This window comes from Paenibacillus rhizosphaerae (assembly GCF_014192015.1).
In the GTDB taxonomy this organism is placed as follows: domain Bacteria; phylum Bacillota; class Bacilli; order Paenibacillales; family Paenibacillaceae; genus Paenibacillus_AQ; species Paenibacillus_AQ rhizosphaerae.
In genome coordinates, this window is the sequence record NZ_JACHXJ010000001.1 from 1,775,169 (window position 1) to 1,801,890 (window position 26,722).

Consider the following 26,722-nt stretch of genomic DNA (forward strand, 5'->3'; position numbering starts at 1 on the left):
CCGAAGAACAAGGAGGAAAACTCGAGATGATCAAGTTAGGGGTCAATTCCGTATTATTCAAGCATTTCAGCTTTGCGGAAGCGGCGAAGCAAATCGCGCTCTGCGGCTACGACGGAGTCGAGATTGCCGCGATTCAGGGCATGTGCGAACATCTGGACCTTATCCGCTGGAAGGAGCAGAAGAACGAGCTGCTCGAAATCGTTCAGGAGAACGGTTTGACGTTCCTGTCGACTGAAGTGGCATCATTGGATGAACAGAGGCTGCTTCCTGCGTTCGAGGCGGCCGCCGAGATGAATATCCCGATCGTGAACGTCGGTCCAGGCGGCAAGATGAATGTCGAGGAAGACCTCAATGCATCGATCGATAAACTGGCCATCATGTCTGAGAAGGCAGCGTCATTTGGCGTAACGCTGTGCGTCAAAGCCCATGTAGGCAACGCGATCCACAATACGCCGACAACGCTGCGGGCCATGGGGGAGATTCCCTCCCCGGCGTTCGGCATAGACATGGACCCAAGCCATATTCACCGCGCCGGCGAACGGGCCGAAGAGGCACTGCCCGCCGTGTTAACACGGGTGAAACACATCCATATCCGCGACTGCCTGGGGAGGGAGCAAGGACCGGGTCCAATAGAGCTGCAGGCGTGCGGAAGGGGAGACATTGATTTGTTCGGATATTGCAAAGCCATGGTGGACGGGGGGTACGACGGCCCGGTTGTGTTAGAGGTCATCGGTGCCTCACCGGAACACTCGCTGGCACAGGTTTCGATCGTTGCCGCCGAATCGTATGGCTACTTGAATGCAATCCTCAAAAGTTTGAGCGCACGGTAAAATCCATTTTTGGTAAGGAGGGAACTCAATCGACATGAGCAACCGTAAGCGTAAAAACGAGCCTAAGCGTAAGCCCAACGTGATCATTTTCGGTATCGACAGCCTTCGGCGCGATCATATGAGCTCGTATGGTTACGAAAAGCTGACGACCCCGTATATCGACCGCGTAGCGAAGGACGGTGTCCTGTTCGAGAAGCATTTCAGTCCCAGCATTCCGACCACCCCGGCCTACGCATCTATGCTGACCGGCATGGACGTATTCGGAACGGACGTCGTGGCACTCCGCCATGAAGGACCATTAGGCGATCATGTGCAGACTCTGGCCGAAACGCTGGGTGATCACGGCTATAACACGACTTGTATCGGTTTTACCGGCAATCCGTCCTCGCGTGGATTCGATACGTATCTGGATTACGAGTCTTGGCTGCCCGATGAAACGGGACGAACGCCGAAAGCGCAAAATTTGAACGAAGTCGCCGTACCGGAGCTGGAACGCTTGGCAGCGGACAACAAACCGTTTTTCCTCTTTTTGCGGCATATGGATCCGCATTCGCCTTATTTGCCGCCCGCGCCGTATGAACGGATGTTTTATGGCAGTGACGAAAAGGATCCCGGCAACCGCTCCATGGAACCGGTTTACGCCTTCAAACCGTTTGCCGATTTTTTGAAATCATGGATTCCGGAAGGCGTAACCGACCAGGAATACGTGACTGCGCAGTATGACGGGGCCGTCGCCTATATGGATGCCTGCATTCAAACCATCTTTGCCAAACTCAGCGCGATGGGCCTGGAAGACGATACGCTCGTGATCATCACCGCCGATCACGGCGAGACGCTGTATGAGCACGACTGTTATTTCGACCATCATGGGATGTACGACTGCACATTGGTCGTCCCGCTCATCATCAAGTTTCCGGGCCGCGTGCCGGCCGGGAAGCGGGTATCCGACGTCACCGTCATTTCAGACGTGATGCCGACGGTTCTTGATCTGCTTGGCATTACGACGGAGACCAAGTTCGATGGGCGCAGTCTGCGCAAGACGGTCGCAGGCGAGGAGCGGAACCGGATCAGTGAATTTTATATTACCGAGTGCACCTGGATGCGCAAGCATGGCTGGCGTACACCGGAATGGAAGCTAATCCGGGCGCTTGAACCGGACTTCCATTTCAAGCCTGAGGTGGAGCTGTATAATCTCATTCTGGATCCCGAAGAGAATCATAATGTCGCGGAGCAGGAGCCGGAGGTCGTTGCGCTGCTAACGAAACGGATGGAAGATCATATTGCGAAGAGAGAGCAGGAGACCCAGAGAGTGAACCCGATCTATACCAATTTGAATTGGCATGGAACAGGCAAGAAATTCACCTCGTCCCAGGAAGTGTATGATTCCCTGCACATTGGATCGATCAAAAAGGCGCGTTCGCTGCAGGCGAAGGAAAAGGCGGAATCCCGATGATCAAGGTTGCTGTCGTCGGTGTCAATAATATTGGCAAGATTCACTGCCGTGCTTACAAGCAGCACCCGGATACGGAGCTTGTCGCCGTATGCGACCTGATGCCGGACCGCGCCAAGGCGGCGGGACTCGAGCATGGTGTTCCTTTCTACACGGATCTGCGTGAGCTTCTCGCCGCGGAGTCTGTGGATATCGTGGCCGTAGCGACGGCGGGAGTCGAGAAGGGAAGCCATCATTTCGAGCCTGCTGTCATCGCGATGGAAGCAGGAAAAGACGTGCTCGTCGAGAAACCAATATCGAACCGGATCGAAGAGGCCCGCAGCATGGTCGCCCTGGCCCGGGAAAAAGGCGTAAGGCTTGCCTGCAATCTTAACCACCGCTTTACGCCCGCTGCGTACAAGGCTAAAGAAATCATCGAACAAGGCAAGCTCGGTTCCATGCTGTATATGAACATGCGGCTTACCATCGCGAACCGGCAGGAGGATACGGAGTGGCTGCACCTGCGTGCGCTGCATCCGCATTCGATCGACGTCATGCGCTACTTCGCCGGCGACGTGAAGCGGGTGCAGGCATTCATGACGAAGGCGCCGGGTCGGAGCTCGTGGTCGACCGTTTCCGTTAACATGGAGTTCGTTTCAGGAGCGGTCGGTCATCTGACCGGCAGTTACGACGCCTCCATGCGCCACCCGATCGAGTTTTGTGAAGCTGGCGGCACCATGGGCCGGATCGTCATCGACAACGTCTATGAGAGCATGACGTATTATCCGCATCAATCGGATGAGCTTACGGTGCTGCGTAATCCATTGTTTGGCGGGATGCAGGGCTTTGACGACACGTTCAAGCACCGGATCAACCGTTTTATCGAACAGATCAAGGGAGGAGTTTCCCCCGAAGATATCGAGGCTTCCGGCTCGGATGCGCTCGCCGCACAGGAAGTCATCGAAGCGGCCATACGATCGCATCAGTCCGGCGGAATACCCGTAGAGGTGCCGACCAGCCCATAAGCAGGAGGTACTTAAGAATGAACATAAGGCAGGAAGAGAAAGGAACGGTATTATGGTTTACCGGCCTTTCGGGCGCCGGCAAAACGACGACGGCCCGTTACGTGGCGAATGAGCTGCTGCAGCGGGGAGTGCGCGCGGAGCTGCTGGACGGCGACGAGCTGCGGGAGACGATATGCAAAGGCCTCGGTTTCAGCCGTGAGGAGCGGTTTGAGAACATCAAAAGAATCGCTTACGTTTCCAAGCTGCTCGCCCGCAACGGTGTCCATGTGCTTGTATCCGCCATCACCCCATATGCTGAAATGAGAGACTACGCCAGAAAGGAAATCCCGGGATTCGTCGAAGTGTATGTTAAATGTCCTTTGGAGGAATGCGAACGTCGTGACGTGAAGGGTCTGTATGCAAAAGCAAGGCGGGGAGAGGTGAAGCATTTCACCGGAATATCCGATCCTTACGACATCCCTTCCGATCCCGACATCACGATTTGCACCTCATCCCATTCGCTTCAGCACAACAGTGATCAGATTCTATCCTGGCTGAATCGCAGGGCACCGCTAAAAAAGGCAGCTCCTTAGGAGGACAAAGACGGATGAAGATCATATTGATTTCACTGGATACACTTCGCGCTTCCCGGTTAAGCGGGTATGGTTACGCCAAGCCGACGAGTCCGCATATAGACCGGATCGCCGCTCAAGGCGTTCTCTTCGAACGGGCGTACGCCGCGGATATTCCGACCGAAGTGGCGCATACCGGGATATTTACGGGCAAAATCGGACTCACGACTGGCGTTGTATCGCATGGCTCTGAGCTGACTCATCTGCCGAAGTCAATGCCGTGGCTGCCGACGATGCTGCGTAGTGCCGGATTCACAACCTCGGCGGTAGACAATTTGTATCAATTGAAGGAATGGTTCGCCAGAGGCTACCGTTATTACACGAACAGCGTCGGCGGCAACCGCTGGATCGACGGCGTGACGGTCAACGAGCTGGCATTCCCGTGGATTGAGGCGCATCGGGAGGAGGATTTTTTTCTGTTCCTCCATTATTGGGATGCCCACACGCCTTATCTGCCGCCAGAAGACTATGTTCCCGAATTTTACGACAGCGGCCGCGACCCCTATGATCCGGCCAACCGCAGCATGGAGCAGGCGTATAATCACCCGGCCTATCCGTTTTTTAAACACCATCACTACGATCTGGTTGGCCCGGTAACGGACAGTGCTTACTATGATGCGCTCTATGACGCCGAAATCCGTTATTTGGACGACCGGTTGAAGGAGCTGGACGACCATCTGGAGCATTTGGGGATCGCCGAGGATACCCTGCTGATTCTTTTTGGGGATCATGGGGAAAGCCTGACGGAGCACGATATATACTGGGACCACTGCGGATTGTACGAACCGACCGTCCATGTTCCCGTCATCATGCGCTGGCCGGGAAGAATTCCCGCCGGAAGGAGGGTACAGGGGCTGGTTCAGCAGGTAGACCTGCTGCCTACCGTTCTGGATTCCATTCGTCATGAGCACCCGCCACATATTGACCTTACTCTGCTTGCAGATCCTATTGGGCTGGACGGCAAAAGTTTATGGCCGGCGATCCGTGGAGAAGCCGAGGGAACCGTGGAAAAGGTATTCTTGAGCGAATGTGCCTGGCAGGCGGCCAGAGCCATCCGGACACCGAGATACAAATTCATTCGCACGTACGATTCCGGGCCGTTTACCCGTCCGCCGAGGGAGCTGTATGACCTGATCGACGACCCGGAGGAAAAAGATAATCTGGCAGATCAACTTCCGGATCTCGCCGATCGATTCGAACAGGAACTCAGCGAATGGGTCATCAGCAAGCTCGGCGGCCGCGAGGACCCGATGATGCGGCAGCTCGCCGAGGCCGGGCTGCCGTTCCGGAGGCGGATCGAGCAAATTTTGTCGGCTTCCGGCATGAGCTGGGACGAATGGCAGCGGGATCCGCGGCGGGAGCGGTTTGATCAGGCAGCTACGTCCCGCCATTAATGGCTAACGGTCAGAAGGAGGTGCTGCTGCATGCAGGAAATTCTCAATAGCCGGGGCTACATGAAGGACGAATTTCCGTTCTGGATCACAAGGACCGAGCAGGGTTCGCTTGCCGAGCACGGACATGAATTCGTAGAGCTCGTCTACGTTGTGAAGGGAAAAGGGAGCCATATCTTTCAAGGAACACGGTATGACATCTGCGCAGGGGACGTGTTCATCATCAACCCGGGCGAGACGCATGCTTATGAGGTGGAACAAGGCGAGAAGATGGAAATCATCAACTGTCTGTTCATGCCGTCCTTCATTTCGGACGCACTGCTCAGGGAGCTGGAGATTACCACTTCGATGGATTACTTCTATGTCCATCCTTTCCTGAAGCATGACGTCCGTTTCAATCATCATTTAAACCTGCTCGGACAGGAAGCGGCCTCCGTCCTCACGCTGCTTGACAGCATGATACGGGAAATCGGAGCTCGCGTTCTCGGGCATACGACGGTGATCAAGCTTCAGCTGGTGGAGCTGCTGGTGCTTCTCTCGCGATATTACGCGCTGATGCACAGCCGTAAAAGCTATGCTTCGCCGCGCCAGCTGGACCGGGTGATGACAGCCCGCCGGATCTATGGGTATTTGGAGCGCAGCTTCGATAAAAAGATCACACTCCAATCCCTTTCCGGTTTATTTAACGTCAGCACTCGCCAGCTTAACCGTATCATGAGGGAGGAATTTCAAAAGAGCGTATTCGACGTCCTCCATGAGATCCGGATTGAACGGGCCAAACGGTTGCTGGCCGAATCGGACGAGAAGGTGATCGCCGTGGCCGCCAGCGTTGGCTACGACGATCCGTCGTTCTTCAGCAGGCTCTTCGTGCGGCATGCCGGCTGCTCACCGAGCGAGTTCAGGAGCGGTGCACATGCATAAACAACGTCCCAATGTGCTGCTGATCACCGCGGACCAGCTTCGGTACGACTGCGTGGGTTACAGTCGTAAGCATCCGGTCCGCACGCCGAATTTGGACCGGCTCGCTGCAGGCGGAGCGGCTTTCACGCATGCGTACTCCGTCCTTCCTGTCTGCTGCCCGGCCCGGCAGTCCCTGCTTCATGGCAGCCGGCCGGAAACGTTTGGCGCCTTGTGGAACTACAGCGGGGCGCTTCCTGTTGCGGCGCTGCCGCCTGACGCCTACACCTGGGCGAGGACACTTGCAGAGAAAGGGTATACCTGCGCCTACCTGGGGAAATGGGGCGTGAATCCCGATTACGATGCGACGGCCTATGGTTATCATTCGTATGTCGGTGAAGCGCAGTACGACGAATTTGCCAAGAAGAAGTACCCGGACGTGCAATTTTCAAGCGGATACTTTGGTGAAAATAATCCCATTCCGCTGGAAGACGCAAAGACGCATTGGTTTGCAGACCGCGCAGCCGAGGAACTGGCACGCCTTCAATCCAGCGGGGAGCCTTGGCACATGGCGCTGCATTTCTCCGAACCGCACCTGCCGTGCAGGCCGTCCGCGCCGTATGACGACATGTACGATCCCGCCGACATACAGGAATGGGAAGGATTCAGGGATACACTGGCGGGCAAGCCGTACATCCAGCGGCAGCAGCAGCTGAGCTGGGGCGTCGAGCATTATACATGGGATGACTGGGCGCCCATTGTAGCCCGTTACTACGGATTGATCAGCCAGCTTGACGATGCCATTGGCAAAGTGCTGCAAGCGCTGGATCGCACGGGGGCCGCAGAGAATACGATGGTCATCTTCACTGCAGACCACGGGGACATGTGCGGCTCGCACGGCATGATGGATAAGCATTATATTTTATACGATGATGTGGTCCGCGTGCCGCTCATCATTCACTGGTCCGGCGTTCAGCAGGCTGGTCGTACCTGCGATGATTTCGTGTATAATTTTCTGGACCTGCCTCCGACCTTTCTGTCCATCCTGGGACTTGAGGAATGTGACCCCGGCCATCTGCAGGGAAGATCGCTGATGCCGCTGCTTGCCGGAGAGCCGTTGGCCGAGCCCTGGCGGGAAGCGGTCGTATCCACATATAATGGTCAGCAGTTCGGACTGTACACGCAGCGTATGATCCGGACCAAGCAGTGGAAATACATCTGGAATCCAACGGATATCGACGAATTGTATCAGCTGCAAGCGGATCCCGGCGAACTGAATAATGTCGTCAGCGAAGCTGAGCATGCCGGCATCCTGCAAGAGCTTCGTGGTCGGCTGTATCACCAGCTGAAAGCGGACGGGGATGCGCTCGTCTCAAATCAGTGGATGCAGAGGCAGCTGCTGGGCGGGGCTAAGCTGAATGATTGCCAGCGGACGACCTCATCGCTTAAAAGTTAGCTTTTTACCTTCATCCTCCCGAATGACCGACCTGAATGGTTCAGGTCGGTCATTCGGGAGTTTTTTGCTTTATGTCACCGGATAAGAAGTTACGCCGTTCAAATTTGTCCATTAACCATTTCTTCCGGGATGGCCGGCCGGATATTATGCATCGCACGTTCTTTGGCCTCATCTAAAACGTGGGTGTAGATTTGGGTGGTGGAAATATCCTCATGGCCAAGCAGCTCTTGAACCGTACGCAGGTCGGCTCCATTGTGCAGCAAGTCCGTAGCGAAGGAGTGTCTCAGTTTATGGGCGGACAGCGTTTTTCCCGATAAATGCGGATACTTATCGAACAGGGCTTGAAAGGTCTTTTCCGCGATACTCTGTACCATTCGTTTGCTGATCCGGCGCCGGAATTGGGAAATAAAAAAGGCCGATTCCTTGGCATTCCGGGGAGAAATCCGTTCACTGAGACATGTTTGAAGTAAGCGGGTCATTTCGGCAGGGAGGGGGATGTAGCGCCATTTTCCGCCTTTTCCGAGCACACCGATGTTGGACCCTTCCTGGTCAAAATCCGAAATGTTTAATCTTACGATTTCACTGACACGAAGTCCCGCATAAGCCATCAGGGCAACGATAGACACGTCCCGAATCATATATCTTCCTTCAACCAGTCCCAGGCATGCATCGAGAAACTGCTTTTGCAGATACACAGGCTGTTTTTTCTTCTCGACTTTGGCTTTCTCAATATTCATGGCCGGATTATGGTCCGTTAACCTGAATCGAATCATGACTTTATAAAAGAGGCGGATGGCCGACTGGCACCGATTGCGGTATCGGGCGCCGGCGCCGCTCTCGCGCACACGGGTCAGAAAATACATCACATCAATCTCCGACACTTCCGAGACGGCTTTACCGTCTAATGACGTCAAGAAATGCTTGAGATCATGGAAGTAGGCGTTCTGCGTTTCTTGTGAATATTCACGATCCTTCATATAGGAAACAAACAGTTTCGTTTCGCGTTCATATCGTTCAAAAACTTCCGTATATTTCATCAGCTTGGCACCCACCTGATCGTTTTAAAGATAAATTGCATTAAATATAGATTTAATGCAATTTTAGTATAACAAAAAACGCGATAAGTCAGGGCGCTTTTGGCACAAATAAATGGGGAGTGGATTTTAGGCAGATTAAAGGTCTCTCGTTCCTAATAAAACGGTTTTTTTGCCCAGTGGAGCTTAAACATAACCATAAGACGATAAAAAATCTCTTTAGGGTTCATATGAACCGATATATAATGTTCTTATTGGTTTATATCAATCCAATTAAGTTCACTTAATGTTACGAAATGGGGAGAGAACGGTTATGCCGACAATCAAGCTCGAGTTACTGAATCGTCAATATGAAGTGAGGACGGAGGAGTACAGTGATTCGCAAACCACGCATGTTCATTTGATGGAACGGGAAGAAGAAGGGTTTACGTACCTGGCCTGCCAGCATGTGGAGTACGCCGAGGGCGACAGGTTCAAAGTCACGACGGAGCAGCCTGATTCGTATATCGTGGTTCAGATGGATGAGACGCTCAATCCGTCTTTGGTTTATGTAAAGGGAACCGTATGGGAATATGAGATTCCGTTAGCGTACAAACGAGCTTATCCCGAGAACGCTTTTACCGGATCGAAGCATTATGTTACTGCCCGGTATGCGACGGAGAACGAGATCAGCCAATACCGTAACCTGGCCTTAAACCCTCATGACCAGAAGCAGGATTCGGGCGCATTCCCCCATGCTCATGCCAATGTGGAGACCCGGAACGAACCGACCTTCTTTGCCCGCAACGCCATTGACGGCGTCTATGCCAATCACAGCCACGGTTCTTACCCGTATCAATCCTGGGGAATTAATCAGCAGGCGGATGCCGAGTTGACGCTGGATTTCGGACGGAAGGTGCAGATTGACCGGTTGGGCCTCGTATTGCGCGGCGATTTTCCGCATGACAGCTGGTGGAAAGAAGTTACTGTCGCTTTTTCCGATGGGTCAGAGGAACAGTTCCATCCTGCAAAAATCCGCAGCATCCAATATTTTGACATCTCTCCCCGCGCGGTCGAATGGCTGGTGCTCAAGCGCCTGATCAAAGGCGATGATACCCCGTTTCCGGCACTAACGCAGATTGAAGCATACGGCAGAAATGATTAGGTAAGCATCGATTGCCGGGCACGGCCCTGATAACCCCTAGTACCCTTTTGCTCTGAAGATGTTGCAGATATAATGGAAACAGATCGTCTTGGCGAAAGGAAGGTGCTCCAGTGCGGGAAACCTGTGTTCCGGGCGGCGTAAAGCTCAAAGATACCGGATTCGGTTATACGCTGTCCTTAATCGGCGGCAAATACAAAATGATCATCATGTACTGGTTGTCCGAACATCAAGTGATGCGTTTTAATGAACTCCAGCGGAGTATCGGAACCATTTCCTTTAAAACGCTTAGCGTCATGTTAAAAGAAATGGAGACGGACGGCCTTGTCGTGCGCAAAGAATTTCCTCAGGTCCCCCCGAAGGTCGAATATTCGTTATCCGAACGCGGCATTTCCCTCATCCCTGTACTGAATCTGATGTGCGAGTGGGGGGAGAAAAACTTTGTTCCCGACGTTGAGGCTGTTCAGCGATAGGCATCCCGCTTACGGCTCAATTGAAGAAGTATATCCCGTACAGGGAGATACTTCTTTTTTAATGCCTAATTTAATGGTCGATTTAGAGGGAATCGATAAACTTCAAATAATCCAGCGCACTTTGTTCCAATTCGTTCACGGGCTGCTCAGCTTCCGCTCCCGGCACATTTTCTCCAGGCTCGCTTTCCGTACCATAGTATGTAAAAACCGAACGATAGTCCGCATTGCAGTAGCGGAAGGTCGTTTCAAACGGAGCTAATATTTGCTCCAACGTATACCGGTATCTGCCTGTTTCACTGTAATCTGCTTTTTTGATGCCTGCCGAGACGCCAAGAGCGACTTTGCGGTTCTTTAACTTATCGCCGCCATTTGAACCATAAGCCCAGCCGTATGTCAGCACTTCGTCCAGCCATTGTTTCAGGAGAGGCGGACAGTTGAACCACTGAATTGGAAACTGCAGCATCAGATGACTATGCGTTTCCACCAACCACTGCTCCTTTTCCACATCGATGGTTCTGTCAGGATACGCCTTGTACAATTCATGGACCGTGTATTTTTCCGGGTATTGTTGGAGCTCTTGAACCCACCGTTTATTAATGACGGATGTTTCAATGCTTGGATGCGATACGATCACTAAGGTTTTCATCGGATTGGTCCTCCTTTTTTTCTTTTTACGACTTCGTTTTGAGTATAAATAATACGCCGCCATCCTGTAAGTACGCACTTTTAGTACAGGTACTAACGTCCGGGTAAGTGTGAACAGTTTACCAAACCGGATCACGGAACCTGCAGCAGAGGGGGCCGAACATGAATTGACAGGCGCCGGCGTATTTGATCCTAGTGATCAAGGAAGAACGCGATCCTCATCAAAGGGAAGAAGATTTTGCGGCGGCATGCTGCCTCATGCAAAATTTTCGCCTGCTCGCCCAGGAAAATATGCTTCATGTCCGAATGACCATGAACGATTGGATATATGATCAAAACTCCATTCGGCGATATGGTGTTCACAAGGATGAGCGCGTTGTTGCGGTGCTGGAAATGGGCTATCTTGAGCCAACTGAAGAGCCGGTCACCCCTGCAGATTCACCGAATTCTCATTTTGAGTTATTAAAAGCCCATAACAAGGCGTTAATAAACGGGGTGCATCACGCGAAACCCATTAAGTCGGATAACGGACGGCATACGGCCTTAGACAATACCCTACGAAAAAAAGAGCTCTCATTCCATCACTAACTGGATGGGGAGCTCTTTTTTTTGTTTAGCTATTTCAGCTGGCCGATGGACAAATTGACCTTATAATTGCCGAATTGAACCATCTCTGCCAGAAGCTCGTTGAGGTCCATGGGGGTGGGCACCTGCACCCGAAGGAGATAGCAGCCTTCACCGCTGATCCGGTGGGCTTCCACGATAGGCTGGGAACGCTGAATATATTGCTGAAACGAAGAATGCATTTCCGCGGATTTCATAAAGACCGTAATAAAAGCAATGACCTGAAGTCCGAGTTTACCCGGATTGCATCGCAGTGTATAACCCTCGATTACCTCCAGATCCTGGAGCTTCCGGATGCGGGCACCCACCGCCTGACCGGTGAGATGCACCTTTTCCCCGATCTCCTTATTGGACAGGAGAGAATTTTCCACCAGAAGCTGCAGTATTTTAAGGTCGATCTCATCGATATCTTGTTTGCTCATCTTGTCCTTTCATTCCTTTCACCGTGAAAATATAACGTCCGATATCGTTTCGCCAGGCTATGTAAAAAACGCCTTTCCCTGTTCTATACTGATACCATGAATAACAGAATCATAAACCAAACCGGGAGTGAATGGAAATGAAAATTCAATTGATCCGCAATGCCACATTGTTTATTGAATATGCCGGAGTAACCCTGCTCGTAGACCCGATGTTCAGCGAGCAGGGAGCCAACCCGCCGGTGATCAATACCGCCAACGAGCTGCGCAACCCGCTGGTACCGTTGCCCGTGGAGGTGGAAAAGCTTGTGCAGCCGGACGCGCTGCTGGTTACTCACCGTCATCCGGATCACTGGGATGAGCCCGCTCAGAAGCAGATCGCCAAGGATACGGCGGTATTCTGCCAGCCGGAGGACGAAGGACCGATTCGGGCAGCCGGGTTTAGCCATACAACGCCGGTTGAACAAGCCGTTACGTTCCGGGGAATCACGTTGATTCGGACCGGAGGGCATCACGGAACCGGTGAGATCGGTAAGCAGATGGGGCCCGTGTGCGGATTTGTTCTTCAAGCCGAAGGACAACCGACGGTCTATATTGCGGGCGATACGATATGGTGCCGGGAGGTTGAAGAGGCGCTTGATGCCTACCATCCGGACCTGACGATCGTCAACGCCGGCGGCGCGCGATTCTTGACAGGGGCCCCGATTATTATGGATGAGAAGGACGTAATTGCGGTTCTACGCCATGAACCGGAAACTCGGGTGGCCGCCGTTCACATGGAAGCGATCAATCACTGCTTCGTCACTAGGGAAGATCTGAGAAGCGCGGTGGAAAAGGCCGATTACAGCAGCCGCGTAGTCATTCCGGAAGATGGGGAAGTTTTTACGGAATAAAATAATTTATTTATTTTGTGGATTTGCAAAGAGGATGCTGAGAGCGGACAGCGAAGGATAAAGCATACCGTTTGAAAGCGAGGGATCATTGGCTCAATGAATCAGAATCAAGTATTTCAAACCAGGCTTCTCAGCTCGTTATCCAAAGTATTTCCGGATGGACAAGGGACCGAAAATCCCGTGACCGGCGGGTCGATGCTCAGCAACGAAACGTATGCTTTTCAAGCCGCTTACCGGACGGACGCCCCGGTGAATGATCTCAGGGTCTTCGTGGATGCTCCGGCCGCACTGCCGGTTACGGTACGCCGGGTTGGTCTGGTGCCGTCGGAACTTCCCGTATATCCGGATCATGATGAACATGTCCTGCGTGCGGAGCCGGGGTTATTTCCGGATCCGCTGTATCCGCTGGATGAAGAACAAGCCATTCCGGCCGCACCGGGAGAGTGGCAGAGTGTATGGATCACGCTTCAGCCGAATGGTCTGACGCCGCCAGGCAACTACCCGATCACCGTCCGTTTTGAGTCCGGGGATGGGGGAGTTGCCGGAACGGAGACTTTCCAGCTGGAAATGATTCCAGAGGAGCTGCCTCCCCAGAAGCTGATACATACCGAATGGTTCCATACAGACTGTCTGGCAACCTATTACAAGCTGGACGTATTCAGCGAAGAGCACTGGCAAGTGATCGGTCAGTACATGGATACGGCCGTGCAGCATGGCATGAACATGATTCTGACTCCCGTCTTTACGCCGCCGCTCGACACCGAGGTCGGCGGGGAGCGGCCGACGGTTCAGCTTGTGGATGTGACCGTCACAGGAGAAAATCAATACGCGTTCGGATTTGACCGGCTCGCCAGATGGGTTGAGCTGTGCGATGAGAAGGGCATCCGCTATTTTGAATTTTCCCATTTGTTCACGCAGTGGGGGGCGAAGCATGCGCCGAAAATCGTTGCATCCGTAGACGGAAATCCACAGAAGATTTTCGGATGGGAGACCGATGCCACCGGTGAAACGTATCGTCTGTTCCTGGAGCAGTTTGTTCCGGCGCTGACCGAATGGATTCATGCCAATAACCTGTCGGAACGAAGCTATTTCCACATTTCCGACGAACCTGGGGCGGATCACCTGGAGTCTTATGGATATGCAAGCAAGCTGCTTGGCGGTCTGCTGCAAGGATTCCCGATCATTGACGCCCTGTCGGACTACGATTTCTTCGAGAATGGTTTGGTGAAGACGCCTATTCCGGCCAGCAACCATATCGAGCCGTTTCTGGAGCATAACGTCCAGCCGCTCTGGACTTACTTTTGCTGTTCCCAGTATAAAGAGGTGGCTAACCGCTTCATGTGCTTCCCTTCGGCCCGCAATCGGATTCTGGGCTACCAGCTGTACAAGTTTGACGCTGCCGGATTTTTGCATTGGGGTTATAACTTCTATTATTCGCAGTACTCCAAAGGCGAGATCGACCCGTACGAGACGACCGATGCCGGCAAAGCTTTTCCGTCAGGCGATCCGTTTATCGTATACCCTGGGCCGGGCGGCGTCCCGGTCGAATCGATCCGGCTTGAGGTCATGAACGAAGCGCTGCAGGATTTGCGTGCGCTCCAGCTGCTCGAATCGAAAATCGGCAGGGACAACGTGCTGAAGGCATTGGAGGAAAATTTGCCCGAGCCGATCACGTTCAGCCGCTACCCACGGGAAGAGGAATGGCTGATCGCCAAGCGCGAATGGGTGAACCGGAAAATTAAAGAAGCTTTAGCTTCGGCAAGCGTCTGAACTCCCGCACTATCCCTTTAAATACTGCTTCATAAACGACACACAAGTAAAAAGCATTCGGCAGACCGGTGATGATCCGGCTGCCGAATGCTTTTGTATTTTGAGATAAGAACCACCGAGCCTCATCACGGTCAACGTGCCATTAAACCAGCACCTTACGGAACTCGCGGGTGAGAAGTGGCACGACCTCGAACAGGTCCCCGACGATACCGTAATCCGCCACTTTGAAAATCGGTGCTTCGGGATCCTTATTGATCGCGATGATAACCCGCGATTGGCTCATCCCAGCCAAATGCTGGATCGCGCCGCTGATACCGCAGGCGATATAAATCTCCGGCGTCACGACCTTGCCGGTCTGGCCGATCTGCATCGAATAGTCGCAGTAGCCCGCATCGCAGGCCGCCCGGGAAGCGCCTACCGCGCCGTGCAGCACGTCCGCCAGCTCTTCGAGCGGCTTGAATCCTTCGGCGCTTTTGACGCCGCGTCCGCCGGAGACGATAATTTTCGCTTCGGTCAAGTCCACCTTGCCGGACGTTTTGCGCACGATGTCCTTTACGATCGAGCGGAGGGAGCCGGCAGGGGTGTAATCGATCTCGACAACCTCACCAGGAGAAGATACGCTCGGTGCTGGGGCCAGATTGTTCGGGCGGATTGTCACGACCTGCGGGCCGCCGGTGAACGACTTTTGCTCGAACGCTTTGCCTGCGTAGATCGGGCGGGTGTAGACCGCTTCGCCTCCGTTTTGCTCGATCGCCGTCACGTCTGAAATTTGTCCGGCACCCAAATGGGCGGCGATTTTTGGCGCGAGATCCCGGCCTAACGCCGTATGACCAAGGATGACGACATCCGGCGTCACCTGCTCAAACACACTTTGCAGCACATCAGAATAGGCTTCAGCGTTGTAGATTTCCAGCTCGGGATGGTCCACAGCGTAGACCCGGCCTTCCACGTAGCACGCCAGATCTGCAGCAAGGGCCGTGATTTGCGAACCAATCAGCACCGCAGCGACGGCGTCTTCTGCGTTTTTGGCAATGGAGGCCGCCTGAAGCGCTTCCAACGAAACCTGACGCAGGCTGCCTCCGCGGACCTCGGCAACGACCACAAACGTTTTACTCATACGGGAATCCTCCTTTTAGATGAGAAAAGCATGGGTTCCATCAAATCAGCTTGGCTTCGGTACGCAGCAGCTGAACAAGGTCCGCGGCCTGCTGGGCCAGATCTCCCTTCAGCACTTGCCCGGCTTTGCGCTCAGGCGGCAGGGTGAGGGAGAGGCGGCTCGTCTTGGCGGCCACATCCGCCTCGGTCAGGCCGAGATCACCAAGCCCGAGACGCTGGAACGGCTTCTTCTTCGCCTTCATAATGCCGGGCAGCGACGGATAACGCGGCTCGTTTAGCCCCTGCTGCGCGGTGAATACCGCGGGAAGCGAGACCTCCAGCGATTCGGTATCCCCTTCGGCATCCCGCTGCACGGACGCTTTTCCGCCGGCAATGTCCAGCTTCGTGATCGAGGAGGCATGAGGCAGGCCCAGCAGGTGGGCCACCCGTACGGCGACCTGACCCCCGCCGGTGTCCACGGAAAAGTTGCCGCCGAGAATAAGGTTTACGGACTGCTGGCCGAAATAGGCCGCCAGCGCTTTGGCGATGCTGAACTCGTCGCCGGGAATGCTGTCGCCGTCAATGAGCACGGCTTCATCGGCACCCATGGCCAGCGCCGTTCTCAACGCCTCGGCCGTGCGCTCCGGTCCCACCGAGACGACGGTTACGGTACCGCCGTGCGCATCCCGCTGCAACAAAGCTTCTTCAACCGCATATTCGTCGTAAGGATTAATGACGTATTTGACCCCGTCGTCGGAAATCTGTCCATCCGAAATGACGATTCGTTCCTCCGTGTCGAAGGTTTGCTTCAGCATAACGTAGATATTCATGCAGACAAGCTCCTCTCTCAAAATGCGTTATTTTAAACCTTTTAAGAAAAACTCTACTGTCTTATCCACCTGGGCGGAAAGGGAATACTTTCGGCCGGAAATAAGCCAGGAGGTGACAACTTCATCCATCGCCCCGAAAATCAGCAGCCGTGTCAGTTTGACATCCAGGTCTGCGCGGAACGATTTCTCGGCAATCCCCTGTTCAATGATATGCTCGATCAGCTGAATGTAGGGCTTAACGACAAGGCCGATAGCTTTGCGAAGCTCCAACGAACTCTGGCGCAGCTCGATTTGTGTCACGTAAGCCAGATTGATGTTGTTTTCGAGCTCGGTAAAGTGAATTTCGCAAACTTTGCGGAGGGCTTCATCGGCGGTATTCGTTTCCTTCACGCTGCTGTTGAACATGGAGACCAGATTTCCGAGACGGGCTTGAAACAGAGAAATAAGGATATCTTCCTTGTTTTTAAAATATAAATAAATCGTACCGTCTGCGACGCCTGCCTCCTTGGCGATCCTCGAAATCTGGGAGCCGTGATAGCCGTTCTCCGCGATTACTTTTAAGGCTGCATCCAAAATCAACTCATATTTTTCCAATTTTCTACTTGTCATCAGGCCACCCCGGTGTTAGAATTCAGATAACTGAATGAATCCTCATTCATTTTTCTTAATCTTATGGGAAACCGTGCCAGTTGTCAATGTTTTCAAAGTAAGATTTTATTTTTAAACAAGCTTTGTAACCGCTTACGAAATGTAACCCGTCACCAAGCTTAGGTGAATACGAAGAAAGGACGGATGACAAATGGTGTGGCCAATCGTCAATTTACTCCTGTTTCTCGCCGTGACCGGGTATGGCATTTATTTGTTTTACCAAGCGGTGTATCACCGAATCCTGTACGTGAAGCTTGGCAAGCCCGTGGATTTCCGGAAGCAGCGTGAAGGCAGATGGGGCGAGTTTCTGGGGCAGGTGTTCGGCCAGCAAAAGCTGCTGAAGGACCGGAAAAGCGGCATCATGCACGTGGTGATCTTTTACGGCTTCATCATCCTTCAGTTCGGCGCGCTGGATCTGATTATTAAAGGACTGACGGACGGCGGCCACCTGCCGCTCCCCGCGTACGACGTATTCGGTCTGCTTCAGGAGATCACGGTGTTTCTGGTCCTTGTAGCGATGGGATATGCCGCTTACCGCCGGTATGGTGAGAAGCTTGCGCGCCTCAAGAAAGGGTGGAAGCCGAGCATTGTCGTGTTCTTCATCTTCTCCCTGATGCTGTCCGTGCTGCTGTCGCTTACCTTCGAAAGAGTCCGGCTCGACCTCGAGCCATCCGCTTATGCACCTATATCCTCAGCCATTGCGGCCATCTTCACCGGCATGTCCGGAACGGCAGCATCCGTATTGTTCTACATCTTTTGGTGGGCTCATCTGCTTATCCTGCTATCTTTTCTCGTTTATGTTCCTCAATCGAAGCACTTTCACCTTATTACGGCGCCGGTCAATATTTGGCTGGGCCGCTCCGAGCCTGTCGGCAAGCTGAGCAAGCTGGACCTCGAAGATGAAGAAGCCGAATCGTTCGGCGTCGGCAGGATCGAAGATTTTACGCAAAAGCAGATGATCGACTTCTACGCTTGCGTGGAATGCGGTCGCTGCACGAACGTCTGTCCGGCTTCCAATACCGGCAAGGTACTGTCGCCGATGCATCTCATAACCAAGCTGCGCGATCATTTAACGGAAAAGGGTACGGCCGTGACCGGCAAGTCGCCCTACGTTCCCGAATATGCTTTTGCCGTCAGTGGAGCGCATGCTTTGGGCGCAGCCGCTGCCGAAACCCATCCCGATTGGTCGTCAGCCGAAGGTGTGACGGATATTCGACCGACGCTGGCTTGGCAGAAATCTACCTGGACCCATCAGGACACAAGTCCGCAGGACGTGAACTTAATCGGCGACGTCATGACAGAGGAGGAGATCTGGTCATGTACCACCTGCCGCAACTGCGAGGATCAGTGCCCGGTCGGCAACGAGCATGTCGATAAAATCATCGATTTGCGACGCCATCTCGTGCTGATGGAGGGAAGCATGCCGGCAGAGGGGCAGCGGGCTCTGCAAAATATCGAACGGCAAAGCAATCCCTGGGGATTGAACCGCAACGACCGGGCCAACTGGACCGGCGAAGTGGAAGGCATCCGGGTGCCGACCGTCAAGGACAATCCGCAGTTTGAATATTTGTTCTTCGTCGGGTCGATGGGCTCATACGATCTGCGCAGCCGCAAAATTTCCAAGGCGTTTGCCCGCCTCCTGAACGAATCCGGCGTCAATTTCGCCATCCTCGGCAACGAGGAGAAAAATTCGGGGGATACGCCCCGCCGGATGGGCAATGAGATGCTGTTTCAGCAGCTCTGCATGGAAAACATCGGGATTTTCGATAAATACGGCGTCCAAAAAATCGTGACCGCATGTCCGCACACCTTCAATACGTTGAAAAACGAATACCCCGAATTCGGGCTTGAAGGGGTGGAAGTCCTTCATCACTCCGAGCTGCTGGATCAGCTCATCCGCGAAGGGAAGCTAAAGCCCAGGCATGAGGTGAAGGAGCGGATCACTTACCACGACTCGTGTTACCTGGGACGCTATAACAACGTTTACGACCCGCCGCGTAACGTTCTCCGGGCCATTCCCGGTGTGGAGCTCGTTGAAATGAAGCGTACGCGGGAAAATGCGATGTGCTGCGGCGCCGGGGGCGGCATGATGTGGATGGAGGAGACGTCCGGCAAACGGGTGAACCTTGCCCGAACGGAGCAGGCGCTGGAAGTGAATCCAAGCATCATCAGCAGCGCCTGTCCTTACTGCCTGACCATGATGGAGGACGGCACGAAGATGAAGGAAGTGGAAGAGCGTGTGAAGGCAAAGGATATCGCCGAAATTTTGGAGCTGTCCGTGTTCGGGGATTCCGCTGCTCACAATAAAGGATTTGAAATGGAGGCAAGCACACAATGAACAAATCCATTCGCAAGGCAGCCGTCATCGGCTCAGGAATTATGGGTTCCGGCATCGCTGCACATCTGGCCAACGTCGGGATCCCGTGCTTATTGCTGGACGTCGTTCCGAAACAGCTGACAGAAGAAGAGACGAAGAAGGGATTGACGCTGGAGCATGCGGCAGTGCGCAGCCGTCTTGCGTCCTCGGCCATCGAGAGGCTCGGTAAGACCAAGCCGGCCCCTTTGTATGATCCTTCGTTTGCTTCCCGGATTACGCCGGGTAACCTCGAAGATCATCTGCCGCAGATTGCCGGCGTCGACTGGGTCATCGAGGTGGTGGTCGAGAATCTGGACGTGAAGAAGCAGCTCCTGAAACGCGTAGAACAGCATTGGAAACCGGGAACAGTGGTCAGCTCGAACACGTCCGGCATTTCGATTAACGAGATGGCGGCTGAATGCGGCGAAGCGTTCAGAAAACACTTCTTGGGCACGCACTTCTTTAATCCGCCCCGTTACATGAAGCTGCTTGAAATCATTCCCGGACGTGACACGGAGCCGGAGCTCGTGGCGGGTATGAAGGATTTTTGCGAAAAGGTGCTTGGCAAGGGGGCCGTCATCGCAAAGGATACGCCTAACTTTATTGCGAACCGGATCGGTACTTACGGCCTGCTGGTGACCCTGCAGGAAATGACGGAGAAGGGCTTCACGGTGGAAGAGGTCGATGCGGTGACCGGACCTGCGATGGGACGTCCGAAGAGCGCTACTTTCCGCACGCTGGATCTGGTGGGGCTCGACACGTTTGTTCATGTCGCGGACAACGTCCGGATAAACGTCGAGGATGAGCGCGAACAAGCGGTTTTCACTTCGCCGGACGTGCTGACGGGCATGGTGGCGCGCGGCTGGCTCGGGGAGAAGAGCGGGCAGGGCTTCTATTTGAAAAAGAAGACGCCGGCCGGCAGTGAAATTTTATCACTTGACTTGAAAACGCTGGAATACGTGCCGCAGACGAAGCCCAAATCGGCATCATTGGAGGCTGCGAAATTGGCCAAGGGAGCCAGCGCGAAAACGAAGGCGCTCCTCGGTGCGAAGGACCGGTACTCGGATCTGGCCTGGGACATTCTTAAGCAGGTGCTTGTCTATTCGGCCGAAAAGGTAGGCGAAATCGCCGATTCAGTCAAGGAAATCGACGATGCCATGAAATGGGGCTTCTCCTGGGAACTGGGACCCTTTGAGACATGGGACGCCATCGGCTTGGCCGGGTCTGTGGAGCGGATGGAATCCGAAGGTATAAGCGTTCCCGCCTGGGTCAAAAAGTGGATCGCTGCGGGTAACAAGTCCTTTTACAAGCAGGAGGAAGGTCGGCTGTACTCGATTCACGTGGCTTCGGGATCCTATCGTCAGGTAGAACAGCCGGAAGAAGTCATCAATCTGCGCAGCCTGAAAGAGCAAAACAAGGTCGTGAAAGGAAACAGCGGCGCCAGCCTGATCGACCTTGGAGACGGCGTCGCCTGCCTGGAGTTCCACTCGCCCAACAATGCGATCGGTGATGACATTCTGTCCATGATTACGCAGAGCATCGACGAGGTTCGCAGCAATTTCAGGGGACTTGTTCTTGCCAATCAGGCGCGCAATTACTGCGTGGGAGCCAACATTATGCTGCTCCTCATGGAAGCCCAGGATGAAGAATGGGACGAAATCAACGAAATCATCCGCAGGTTCCAGTACACGATGTACGCGCTGAAACGGTTTGAAAAGCCGGTCGTTGCCGCCCCACACCGGATGTGCCTCGGCGGCGGGGTCGAATCCTGCATGCCGGCAGACTTGGTTATCGCGGCGCCGGAGACGTATTACGGCCTTGTCGAAGTTGGCGTCGGCCTGATCCCCGCCGGCGGAGGCTGCAAAGAATTGGCGCTGCGGGCAAGCCAAACGGCGGGACTTCCGGATGCAGATATGCAGCCGTACATCAATCACATTTTCCAAACCGTAGGGACGGCGACGGTATCGACAAGCGGCCACGATGCCAAGCGACTCGGGTATCTGCGGCCAAGCGACCGTGTTGCGGTGAGTCAGGATGTTCAGATTTATCAGGCGAAGCAGGCCGTTCTCGGTCTGGATCGCAGCGGCTATGAACCGATGCCTCAGGAGAAGATCCGGGTCGTTGGGGCGGAAGGTAAGGCCGTGCTTCAGCTCGGTGCGCTCGGCATGAAGCAAAGCGGATATATCAGTGACCATGATTACCTCATCGCCCGAAAATTGGCCCATGTTCTCGCCGGCGGTGATGTCCCGGCAGGATCCCTTGTCAGCGAGGAGTATATGCTTGACCTCGAGCGCGAGGCTTTCTTGAGCCTGTGCGGCGAACCGAAGACGCAGCAGCGCATGCATCACATGCTGACCAAAGGAAAGGCGCTCCGCAACTAACATCCACGGGAGGGGTTATTCCATGAAAGAAGCAGTCATTGTATCGATGGCGCGTACCGCAGTAGGCCGCGCCAAGAAAGGCAGCCTGGCACAGACGCGGGCCGATGATCTCGGGAAAGCGGTGCTGGAAGCCGTCGTGGAACGCGCACCGGGCCTTAAAAAAGAAGACGTGGAAGACATTATCATCGGCTGTGCCATGCCGGAAGGCGAGCAGGGGCTTAATTTCGCCCGGATCATGTCGCTGTACGCCGGATTCCCGGTGACGGTGCCCGCGCTGACGATCAACCGGTTCTGCTCCTCGGGACTACAGTCGATCGCCTTCGCGGCAGAGCGTGTCATGCTGGGGCATGCCGACATCCTGATCGCCGGGGGCGTGGAGAGCATGAGCCATGTGCCGATGACCGGCTTTAAGATGTCGCCGAACCCGAAGATCGTTGAGCAGATGCCGGAGGTCTACATCGCCATGGGGCATACGGCGGAAGAGGTGGCCGACCGCTTCGGCATCAGCCGGGAGGATCAGGACCGATTCGCTGCAAGATCGCACGCCAGGGCGGCGCAGGCGATTGCGGAAGGCAAGTTCCAGGAAGAAATCGTGCCGGTCCAGGCCGAACTGAAAAGCGTGGATGAGAAGGGCAAAGTGCAGACGAAAACCTTCGACTTCCGGATGGACGAAGGCGTGCGGAGCGACACGACGGTGGAGGTGCTGGGCAAGCTGAAGCCGGCGTTCAAGCTGAACGGATCGGTCACGGCGGGGAATGCCTCCCAGGTAAGCGATGGGGCTGCGGCGGTTGTTGTTATGAGCCGGGAGAAGGCGGAGGAGCTTGGCCTGCAGCCGCTTGCCACGTTCCGTTCCTTCGCGCTCAGCGGCGTCGAGCCGGAAATTATGGGCGTCGGTCCGGTAAAAGCGATTCCGAAGGCGCTGCAGATGGCCGGTATTACGCTGGAGGACGTGGATTTATTTGAAATCAACGAGGCGTTCGCCTCCCAATGCGTGCACATTATCCGGGAGCTTGGCATCGATGAGGAGAAAGTGAACGTGAACGGCGGCGCAATTGCGCTGGGACATCCACTGGGCTGTACGGGTACAAAGCTGACGACGACGCTGATCAGCGAGCTGAAGCGGCGCGGCGGTGGCTACGGCGTGGTGTCGATGTGCATCGGCGGCGGCATGGGGGCCGCGGGCGTGTTTGAGGTTCATCCGTAAGGACAGCTGCCGGGAGAAGTTGTTTTTTTTTAAAAAATTCATATCGCAAAGGAGACGGGAACGATGAGCACAACGACGAACAAGGTGATCGGCGGCAGTTATATCATCGAAGACACGGATTTCCACAATATTGTGACCCCGGAAGATTTTACGGAAGAACACCGGATGATTGCCGAGACGACAGAGGATTTTGTGGCCGGTGAAGTGGTCCCCCATGATGAAGCGATCGAAAAGCTGAATTATGAGCTTACGGTGGAAAAGATGCGCAAAGCTGGTGAACTCGGGCTGCTCGGGGCCGACGTACCGGAGGCTTATGGCGGGCTCGGCCTGGATAAGGTCAGTTCGACACTGATCAGCGAGCGGCTGACCAAGGCATCTGCATTTGCGTTGTCTATCGGTGCCCATGTCGGCATCGGCACGCTGCCGATCGTCTATTTCGGCACCGAGGAGCAAAAGCAGAAATACCTGCCTGCTCTGGCAACCGGTGAAAAGATCGCCGCCTATTGCTTAACGGAGCCTTCCTCCGGTTCAGATGCGCTGGGGGCGAAAACGACAGCCACCTTATCGGAGGACGGTGAATATTATGTTTTGAACGGCAGCAAGCAGTTCATCACGAATGCCGGTTTCGCCGACTTATTCATCGTGTACGCGAAAGTGGACGGCAAGGACTTCAGCACCTTTATCGTGGAGCGCACGATGGAAGGCGTCAGCATCGGACCGGAAGAGAAAAAAATGGGAATTAAAGGATCGTCCACCTGTCCGCTAATCCTGGAGGATGTGAAAGTGCCCGTAGAGAATCTGTTATGGGAAGTAGGCAAGGGGCACTTGATCGCCTTCAACATCCTGAACATCGGACGCTTCAAGCTGGCCGCCGGTTGTGTAGGCGCCTCCAAAGATACGATCGAGCTGGCTGCCAATTATGCCAACGAGCGCACGCAGTTCGGCCGGAAAATCTCCTCCTTCCCACTGATCGGCAAAAAGCTGGCGGACATGAACACGAAAACATACGCGCTCGAGAGCATGGTTTACCGCACGGCAGGTCTGTTCGATATTGGCCTTGCCGAAGTGGATCACAGCAGTCCAGAAGTAGGCTATCAATCGGCCAAAGCCATCGCCGAATATCAGCTCGAATGCTCGATCAACAAGGTGTTCGGCTCCGAGACGCTCGATTTCGTAGTCGACGAAGGCGTGCAAATCCATGGCGGATACGGCTTTATTCAAGAATATCGGATAGAGCGGAATTACCGGGATTCGCGGATCAACCGCATATTCGAAGGCACAAACGAAATCAACCGCCTGCTCATTCCGGGCACTTTGGTAAAGCGGGCCATGAAGGGCCAGCTGCCGCTGATGCCAAAAGCGGTGGCGCTGCAGGCCGAGCTTCTGGAGCCGATTCCTGCTCAGACCTTCGAGGGCACGCTCGACCAAGAAGCCCATTTGATCAAAATGGCGAAGAAGATTTTCCTGATGGCCGGCGCCCAGGCTGTACAGAAATATCAACTGAAGCTCGAAGACGAACAGGAGGTATTGAGCCATCTGTCCGATATGATGATTTCCGTCTATGCGATGGAAAGTGCGCTGCTGCGTACGCAAAAAATCATCGACCGCTCCGGCGAAGACAAGGCTCGCCTGCCGATTCTGATGACGACCGTATTCGTTCATGACGAATTCAATAAAATCGAAACGTGGGCAAAGGAAGTGCTCGCCGCGATGGAATCGGGCGACACGCTCCGGACGCAGCTGTCCGTTCTGAAAAAGCTGACGAGAAAATCGCCTGTCAATACGCTGGGATTGAAGCGCGAAATCGCCGAAAAGGTCATTGCCGCGGAAAAATACGTGCTGTAACAATTCGTGAGATGGGGTGGCCTGGATGTCGAGTAAACCTTGGTTAAATCAGTATCCTAGTGAGGTCCCGCACAGTTACGAGTATCCCAAGCAAAACGTTGCCCAATTTTTAGTGGATTCCGCTTCCCAATATCCAGAGCATATTGCTCTGGATTTTATGGGAAAGAAAATGACATTCCGTTCCCTGATGATCTCGGTAAACCGGTTTGCGAACGCCCTGCTGCGGCTGGGTGTCCGCAAAGGGGATCGGATCGCCATCATGCTGCCTAACTGTCCGCAGGAGGTCATTGCGTACTATGGTGTGCTTCTTGTGGGCGGCGTAGTGGTCATGACCAACCCGCTGTATGTACCGCGGGAAATTCAGCATCAGTTATCCGACGCGGACGTCCGTATCATCGTGACGTTGGATGCGCTGGTGCAGCGCGTGGAACAGGCGATGACCCATAGGCCGCTCAGCAAGCTGATCGTCACGTCGGTCAAAGATTATTTGCCTTTTCCGAAAAACATGCTGTACCCTCTTGCCGCCAAAAAGGACGGCACTCAAGTTTCCGTCACCTACGACGAACGTATCTTATCCTTTACCCGCCTTATGAAACAATCAAGTGACACCCCGGTCCAGGTCGACATCGATGCCGAACAGGACCTGGCGCTCATCCAGTATACGGGAGGAACGACCGGGTTCGCCAAAGGCGTGATGCTCACGCATATGAACCTGGTAGCCAATACGATTCAATCCCAGCTGTGGTTTTACCGGGCACGGATTGGCCAGGAAAAATACTTGGCCGCGCTGCCTTTTTTCCATGTATTCGGGCTTACGGTCCTGCTCCACCAGGCGGTTTATAATGCCGGAACACTCATCTTGGTTCCGCGCTTTGAAATCAATCAGGTGCTGAAGATCATTGACCGCCGGAAACCGACCGTGTTTCCCGGGGCACCGACCATGTACATTGCGGTGATTCATCATCCGGAAGTGCACAAGTACGACCTTTCTTCCATAAATATATGTATCAGCGGAGCGGCTCCGCTGCCTTTGGAGATACAAGAGCGGTTCGAGGAGGTTACCGGCGGCAAGCTGATCGAAGGCTACGGATTGACCGAAGCGTCCCCGGTTACGCATGCCAACAACATATGGGAGAAACGCAAAACCGGTTCGATCGGCATTCCTTTCCCGGATACCGAGGCCCGCATCGTGCATCCCGAAACGGGGGAAGAGGTGCCTCTTGGCGAAATCGGTGAACTGATCGTCCGCGGCCCTCAGGTCATGAAGGGGTACTGGAACCGTCCGGAAGATACGGAACGCACCCTTCGGGACGGCTGGCTGTACACCGGAGATCTGGCGAGGATGGACGAAGAGGGCTTTTTTTACATTTTGGACCGGCGCAAAGACCTGATTATCGCCGGCGGTTACAACATCTACCCGAGGGAAATCGAGGAGGTGCTGTTCGAACATCCGGATGTGGAGGAAGCCGTCGTGGCCGGCGTGAACGACCCTTACCGCGGCGAAAATGTAAAGGCTTACATCGTGCTCCGGAAAGGCTCGTCTGTCACTGAGCCGGAGCTGAAGCAGTGGTGCAAGGAACGGCTGGCTGTGTATAAAGTGCCCAAGATATACGAGTTTCGCGAGTCGCTGCCCAAGACGATGGTGGGCAAGGTGCTCCGCCGCAAACTGATCGAAGAAGAGAATGAGAAGCTGGTCAATCAATCGAAGGTTGACTTGTAGGAGAT

Annotated in this window: 23 protein-coding genes; 17 read left to right on the forward strand and 6 right to left on the reverse strand. The window is 54.2% G+C overall.

Annotation, left to right across the window (positions count from 1 at the left end):
* Positions 1-26: 26 nt before the first annotated feature.
* The 7 genes from FHS19_RS07680 to FHS19_RS07710 are packed head-to-tail and all read left to right on the forward strand — an operon-like array spanning position 27 to position 7,639.
* Entirely contained in the window at positions 27-830 is an 804-nt protein-coding gene (locus FHS19_RS07680; protein ID WP_183580911.1) for a sugar phosphate isomerase/epimerase family protein, read from the forward strand.
* 34 nt (positions 831-864) lie between these two features.
* Positions 865-2,283, forward strand: a complete 1,419-nt coding sequence (locus FHS19_RS07685; RefSeq protein ID WP_183580914.1) for a sulfatase family protein — start codon at positions 865-867, stop codon at positions 2,281-2,283.
* A complete protein-coding gene (locus tag FHS19_RS07690) occupies positions 2,280-3,284 on the forward strand; it encodes a Gfo/Idh/MocA family protein (protein ID WP_183580917.1) in 1,005 nt (334 codons plus the stop codon). Before FHS19_RS07685 ends, FHS19_RS07690 begins: the two co-directional genes overlap by 4 nt.
* Before the next feature lie 17 nt (positions 3,285-3,301).
* Complete coding sequence (gene cysC, locus FHS19_RS07695) at positions 3,302-3,856, forward strand: adenylyl-sulfate kinase (protein WP_183580920.1); 555 nt, start codon at positions 3,302-3,304, stop codon at positions 3,854-3,856.
* 14 nt (positions 3,857-3,870) lie between these two features.
* Positions 3,871-5,289, forward strand: coding sequence for a sulfatase family protein (locus FHS19_RS07700; RefSeq protein WP_183580923.1), 1,419 nt, complete (start codon positions 3,871-3,873; stop codon positions 5,287-5,289).
* A 30-nt stretch (positions 5,290-5,319) separates the two neighbouring features.
* Positions 5,320-6,207, forward strand: coding sequence for an AraC family transcriptional regulator (locus FHS19_RS07705; RefSeq protein WP_183580926.1), 888 nt, complete (start codon positions 5,320-5,322; stop codon positions 6,205-6,207).
* A complete protein-coding gene (locus tag FHS19_RS07710; RefSeq protein WP_183580929.1) occupies positions 6,200-7,639 on the forward strand; it encodes a sulfatase family protein in 1,440 nt (479 codons plus the stop codon). Before FHS19_RS07705 ends, FHS19_RS07710 begins: the two co-directional genes overlap by 8 nt.
* A 98-nt stretch (positions 7,640-7,737) precedes the next feature.
* Here the strand turns inward: FHS19_RS07710 and FHS19_RS07715 are convergent, their stop codons facing one another.
* Positions 7,738-8,676: a tyrosine-type recombinase/integrase gene (locus tag FHS19_RS07715; protein WP_183580932.1), complete on the reverse strand. Its 939-nt coding sequence runs from the start codon at positions 8,674-8,676 to the stop codon at positions 7,738-7,740.
* A gap of 310 nt (positions 8,677-8,986) precedes the next feature.
* Between FHS19_RS07715 and FHS19_RS07720 the strand changes: the two genes are divergently transcribed.
* Both FHS19_RS07720 and FHS19_RS07725 read left to right on the forward strand, forming a co-directional pair.
* Positions 8,987-9,817, forward strand: coding sequence for a discoidin/SUN/FTP domain-containing protein (locus FHS19_RS07720; RefSeq protein ID WP_183580934.1), 831 nt, complete (start codon positions 8,987-8,989; stop codon positions 9,815-9,817).
* A 110-nt stretch (positions 9,818-9,927) separates the two neighbouring features.
* Positions 9,928-10,287 carry a winged helix-turn-helix transcriptional regulator gene (locus FHS19_RS07725; protein ID WP_183580937.1) on the forward strand — a complete coding sequence of 120 codons (360 nt, stop codon included), beginning with the start codon at positions 9,928-9,930 and terminating at the stop codon, positions 10,285-10,287.
* Positions 10,288-10,369: 82 nt separating this feature from the next.
* Here FHS19_RS07725 and FHS19_RS07730 read toward each other — a convergent pair whose 3' ends face one another.
* Positions 10,370-10,933, reverse strand: coding sequence for an NAD(P)H-dependent oxidoreductase (locus FHS19_RS07730; protein ID WP_183580940.1), 564 nt, complete (start codon positions 10,931-10,933; stop codon positions 10,370-10,372).
* A 194-nt stretch (positions 10,934-11,127) separates the two neighbouring features.
* Here FHS19_RS07730 and FHS19_RS07735 point away from each other — a divergent pair, with 194 nt between their 5' ends.
* Positions 11,128-11,520: a nitroreductase family protein gene (locus tag FHS19_RS07735; protein WP_183580943.1), complete on the forward strand. Its 393-nt coding sequence runs from the start codon at positions 11,128-11,130 to the stop codon at positions 11,518-11,520.
* A gap of 29 nt (positions 11,521-11,549) precedes the next feature.
* Here FHS19_RS07735 and FHS19_RS07740 read toward each other — a convergent pair whose 3' ends face one another.
* Positions 11,550-11,978: an Lrp/AsnC family transcriptional regulator gene (locus tag FHS19_RS07740; RefSeq protein ID WP_183580946.1), complete on the reverse strand. Its 429-nt coding sequence runs from the start codon at positions 11,976-11,978 to the stop codon at positions 11,550-11,552.
* Positions 11,979-12,115: 137 nt separating this feature from the next.
* Between FHS19_RS07740 and FHS19_RS07745 the strand changes: the two genes are divergently transcribed.
* A complete protein-coding gene (locus tag FHS19_RS07745) occupies positions 12,116-12,868 on the forward strand; it encodes an MBL fold metallo-hydrolase (protein ID WP_183580949.1) in 753 nt (250 codons plus the stop codon).
* Between the two features lie 96 nt (positions 12,869-12,964).
* The gene (locus FHS19_RS07750) at positions 12,965-14,638 is read left to right on the forward strand and encodes a DUF4091 domain-containing protein (protein WP_183580953.1); all 1,674 of its coding nucleotides are present in this window, start codon (positions 12,965-12,967) and stop codon (positions 14,636-14,638) included.
* A gap of 142 nt (positions 14,639-14,780) precedes the next feature.
* Here the strand turns inward: FHS19_RS07750 and FHS19_RS07755 are convergent, their stop codons facing one another.
* From FHS19_RS07755 to fadR, 3 genes are read right to left on the reverse strand one after another with little or no spacing between them, the layout of a single operon-like run.
* Positions 14,781-15,755, reverse strand: coding sequence for an electron transfer flavoprotein subunit alpha/FixB family protein (locus tag FHS19_RS07755; RefSeq protein ID WP_183580956.1), 975 nt, complete (start codon positions 15,753-15,755; stop codon positions 14,781-14,783).
* Between the two features lie 40 nt (positions 15,756-15,795).
* Positions 15,796-16,563, reverse strand: a complete 768-nt coding sequence (locus FHS19_RS07760) for an electron transfer flavoprotein subunit beta/FixA family protein (RefSeq protein ID WP_183580959.1) — start codon at positions 16,561-16,563, stop codon at positions 15,796-15,798.
* A 27-nt stretch (positions 16,564-16,590) separates the two neighbouring features.
* Positions 16,591-17,172, reverse strand: coding sequence for a fatty acid metabolism transcriptional regulator FadR (gene fadR, locus FHS19_RS07765; protein WP_076165412.1), 582 nt, complete (start codon positions 17,170-17,172; stop codon positions 16,591-16,593).
* 190 nt (positions 17,173-17,362) lie between these two features.
* Here fadR and FHS19_RS07770 point away from each other — a divergent pair, with 190 nt between their 5' ends.
* From FHS19_RS07770 to FHS19_RS07790, 5 genes are all read left to right on the forward strand, one after another.
* Positions 17,363-19,549: a (Fe-S)-binding protein gene (locus FHS19_RS07770; protein WP_183580962.1), complete on the forward strand. Its 2,187-nt coding sequence runs from the start codon at positions 17,363-17,365 to the stop codon at positions 19,547-19,549.
* A complete protein-coding gene (locus FHS19_RS07775) occupies positions 19,546-21,948 on the forward strand; it encodes a 3-hydroxyacyl-CoA dehydrogenase/enoyl-CoA hydratase family protein (protein ID WP_183580965.1) in 2,403 nt (800 codons plus the stop codon). Before FHS19_RS07770 ends, FHS19_RS07775 begins: the two co-directional genes overlap by 4 nt.
* Before the next feature lie 22 nt (positions 21,949-21,970).
* The gene (locus FHS19_RS07780; RefSeq protein WP_183580968.1) at positions 21,971-23,152 is read left to right on the forward strand and encodes an acetyl-CoA C-acetyltransferase; all 1,182 of its coding nucleotides are present in this window, start codon (positions 21,971-21,973) and stop codon (positions 23,150-23,152) included.
* A gap of 63 nt (positions 23,153-23,215) precedes the next feature.
* On the forward strand, positions 23,216-24,997 hold the full coding sequence (locus FHS19_RS07785) for an acyl-CoA dehydrogenase FadE (RefSeq protein ID WP_183580971.1): 1,782 nt from the start codon (positions 23,216-23,218) through the stop codon (positions 24,995-24,997).
* A 25-nt stretch (positions 24,998-25,022) separates the two neighbouring features.
* A complete protein-coding gene (locus FHS19_RS07790) occupies positions 25,023-26,717 on the forward strand; it encodes a long-chain-fatty-acid--CoA ligase (protein ID WP_183580975.1) in 1,695 nt (564 codons plus the stop codon).
* The last annotated feature ends 5 nt before the right edge of the window (positions 26,718-26,722 follow it).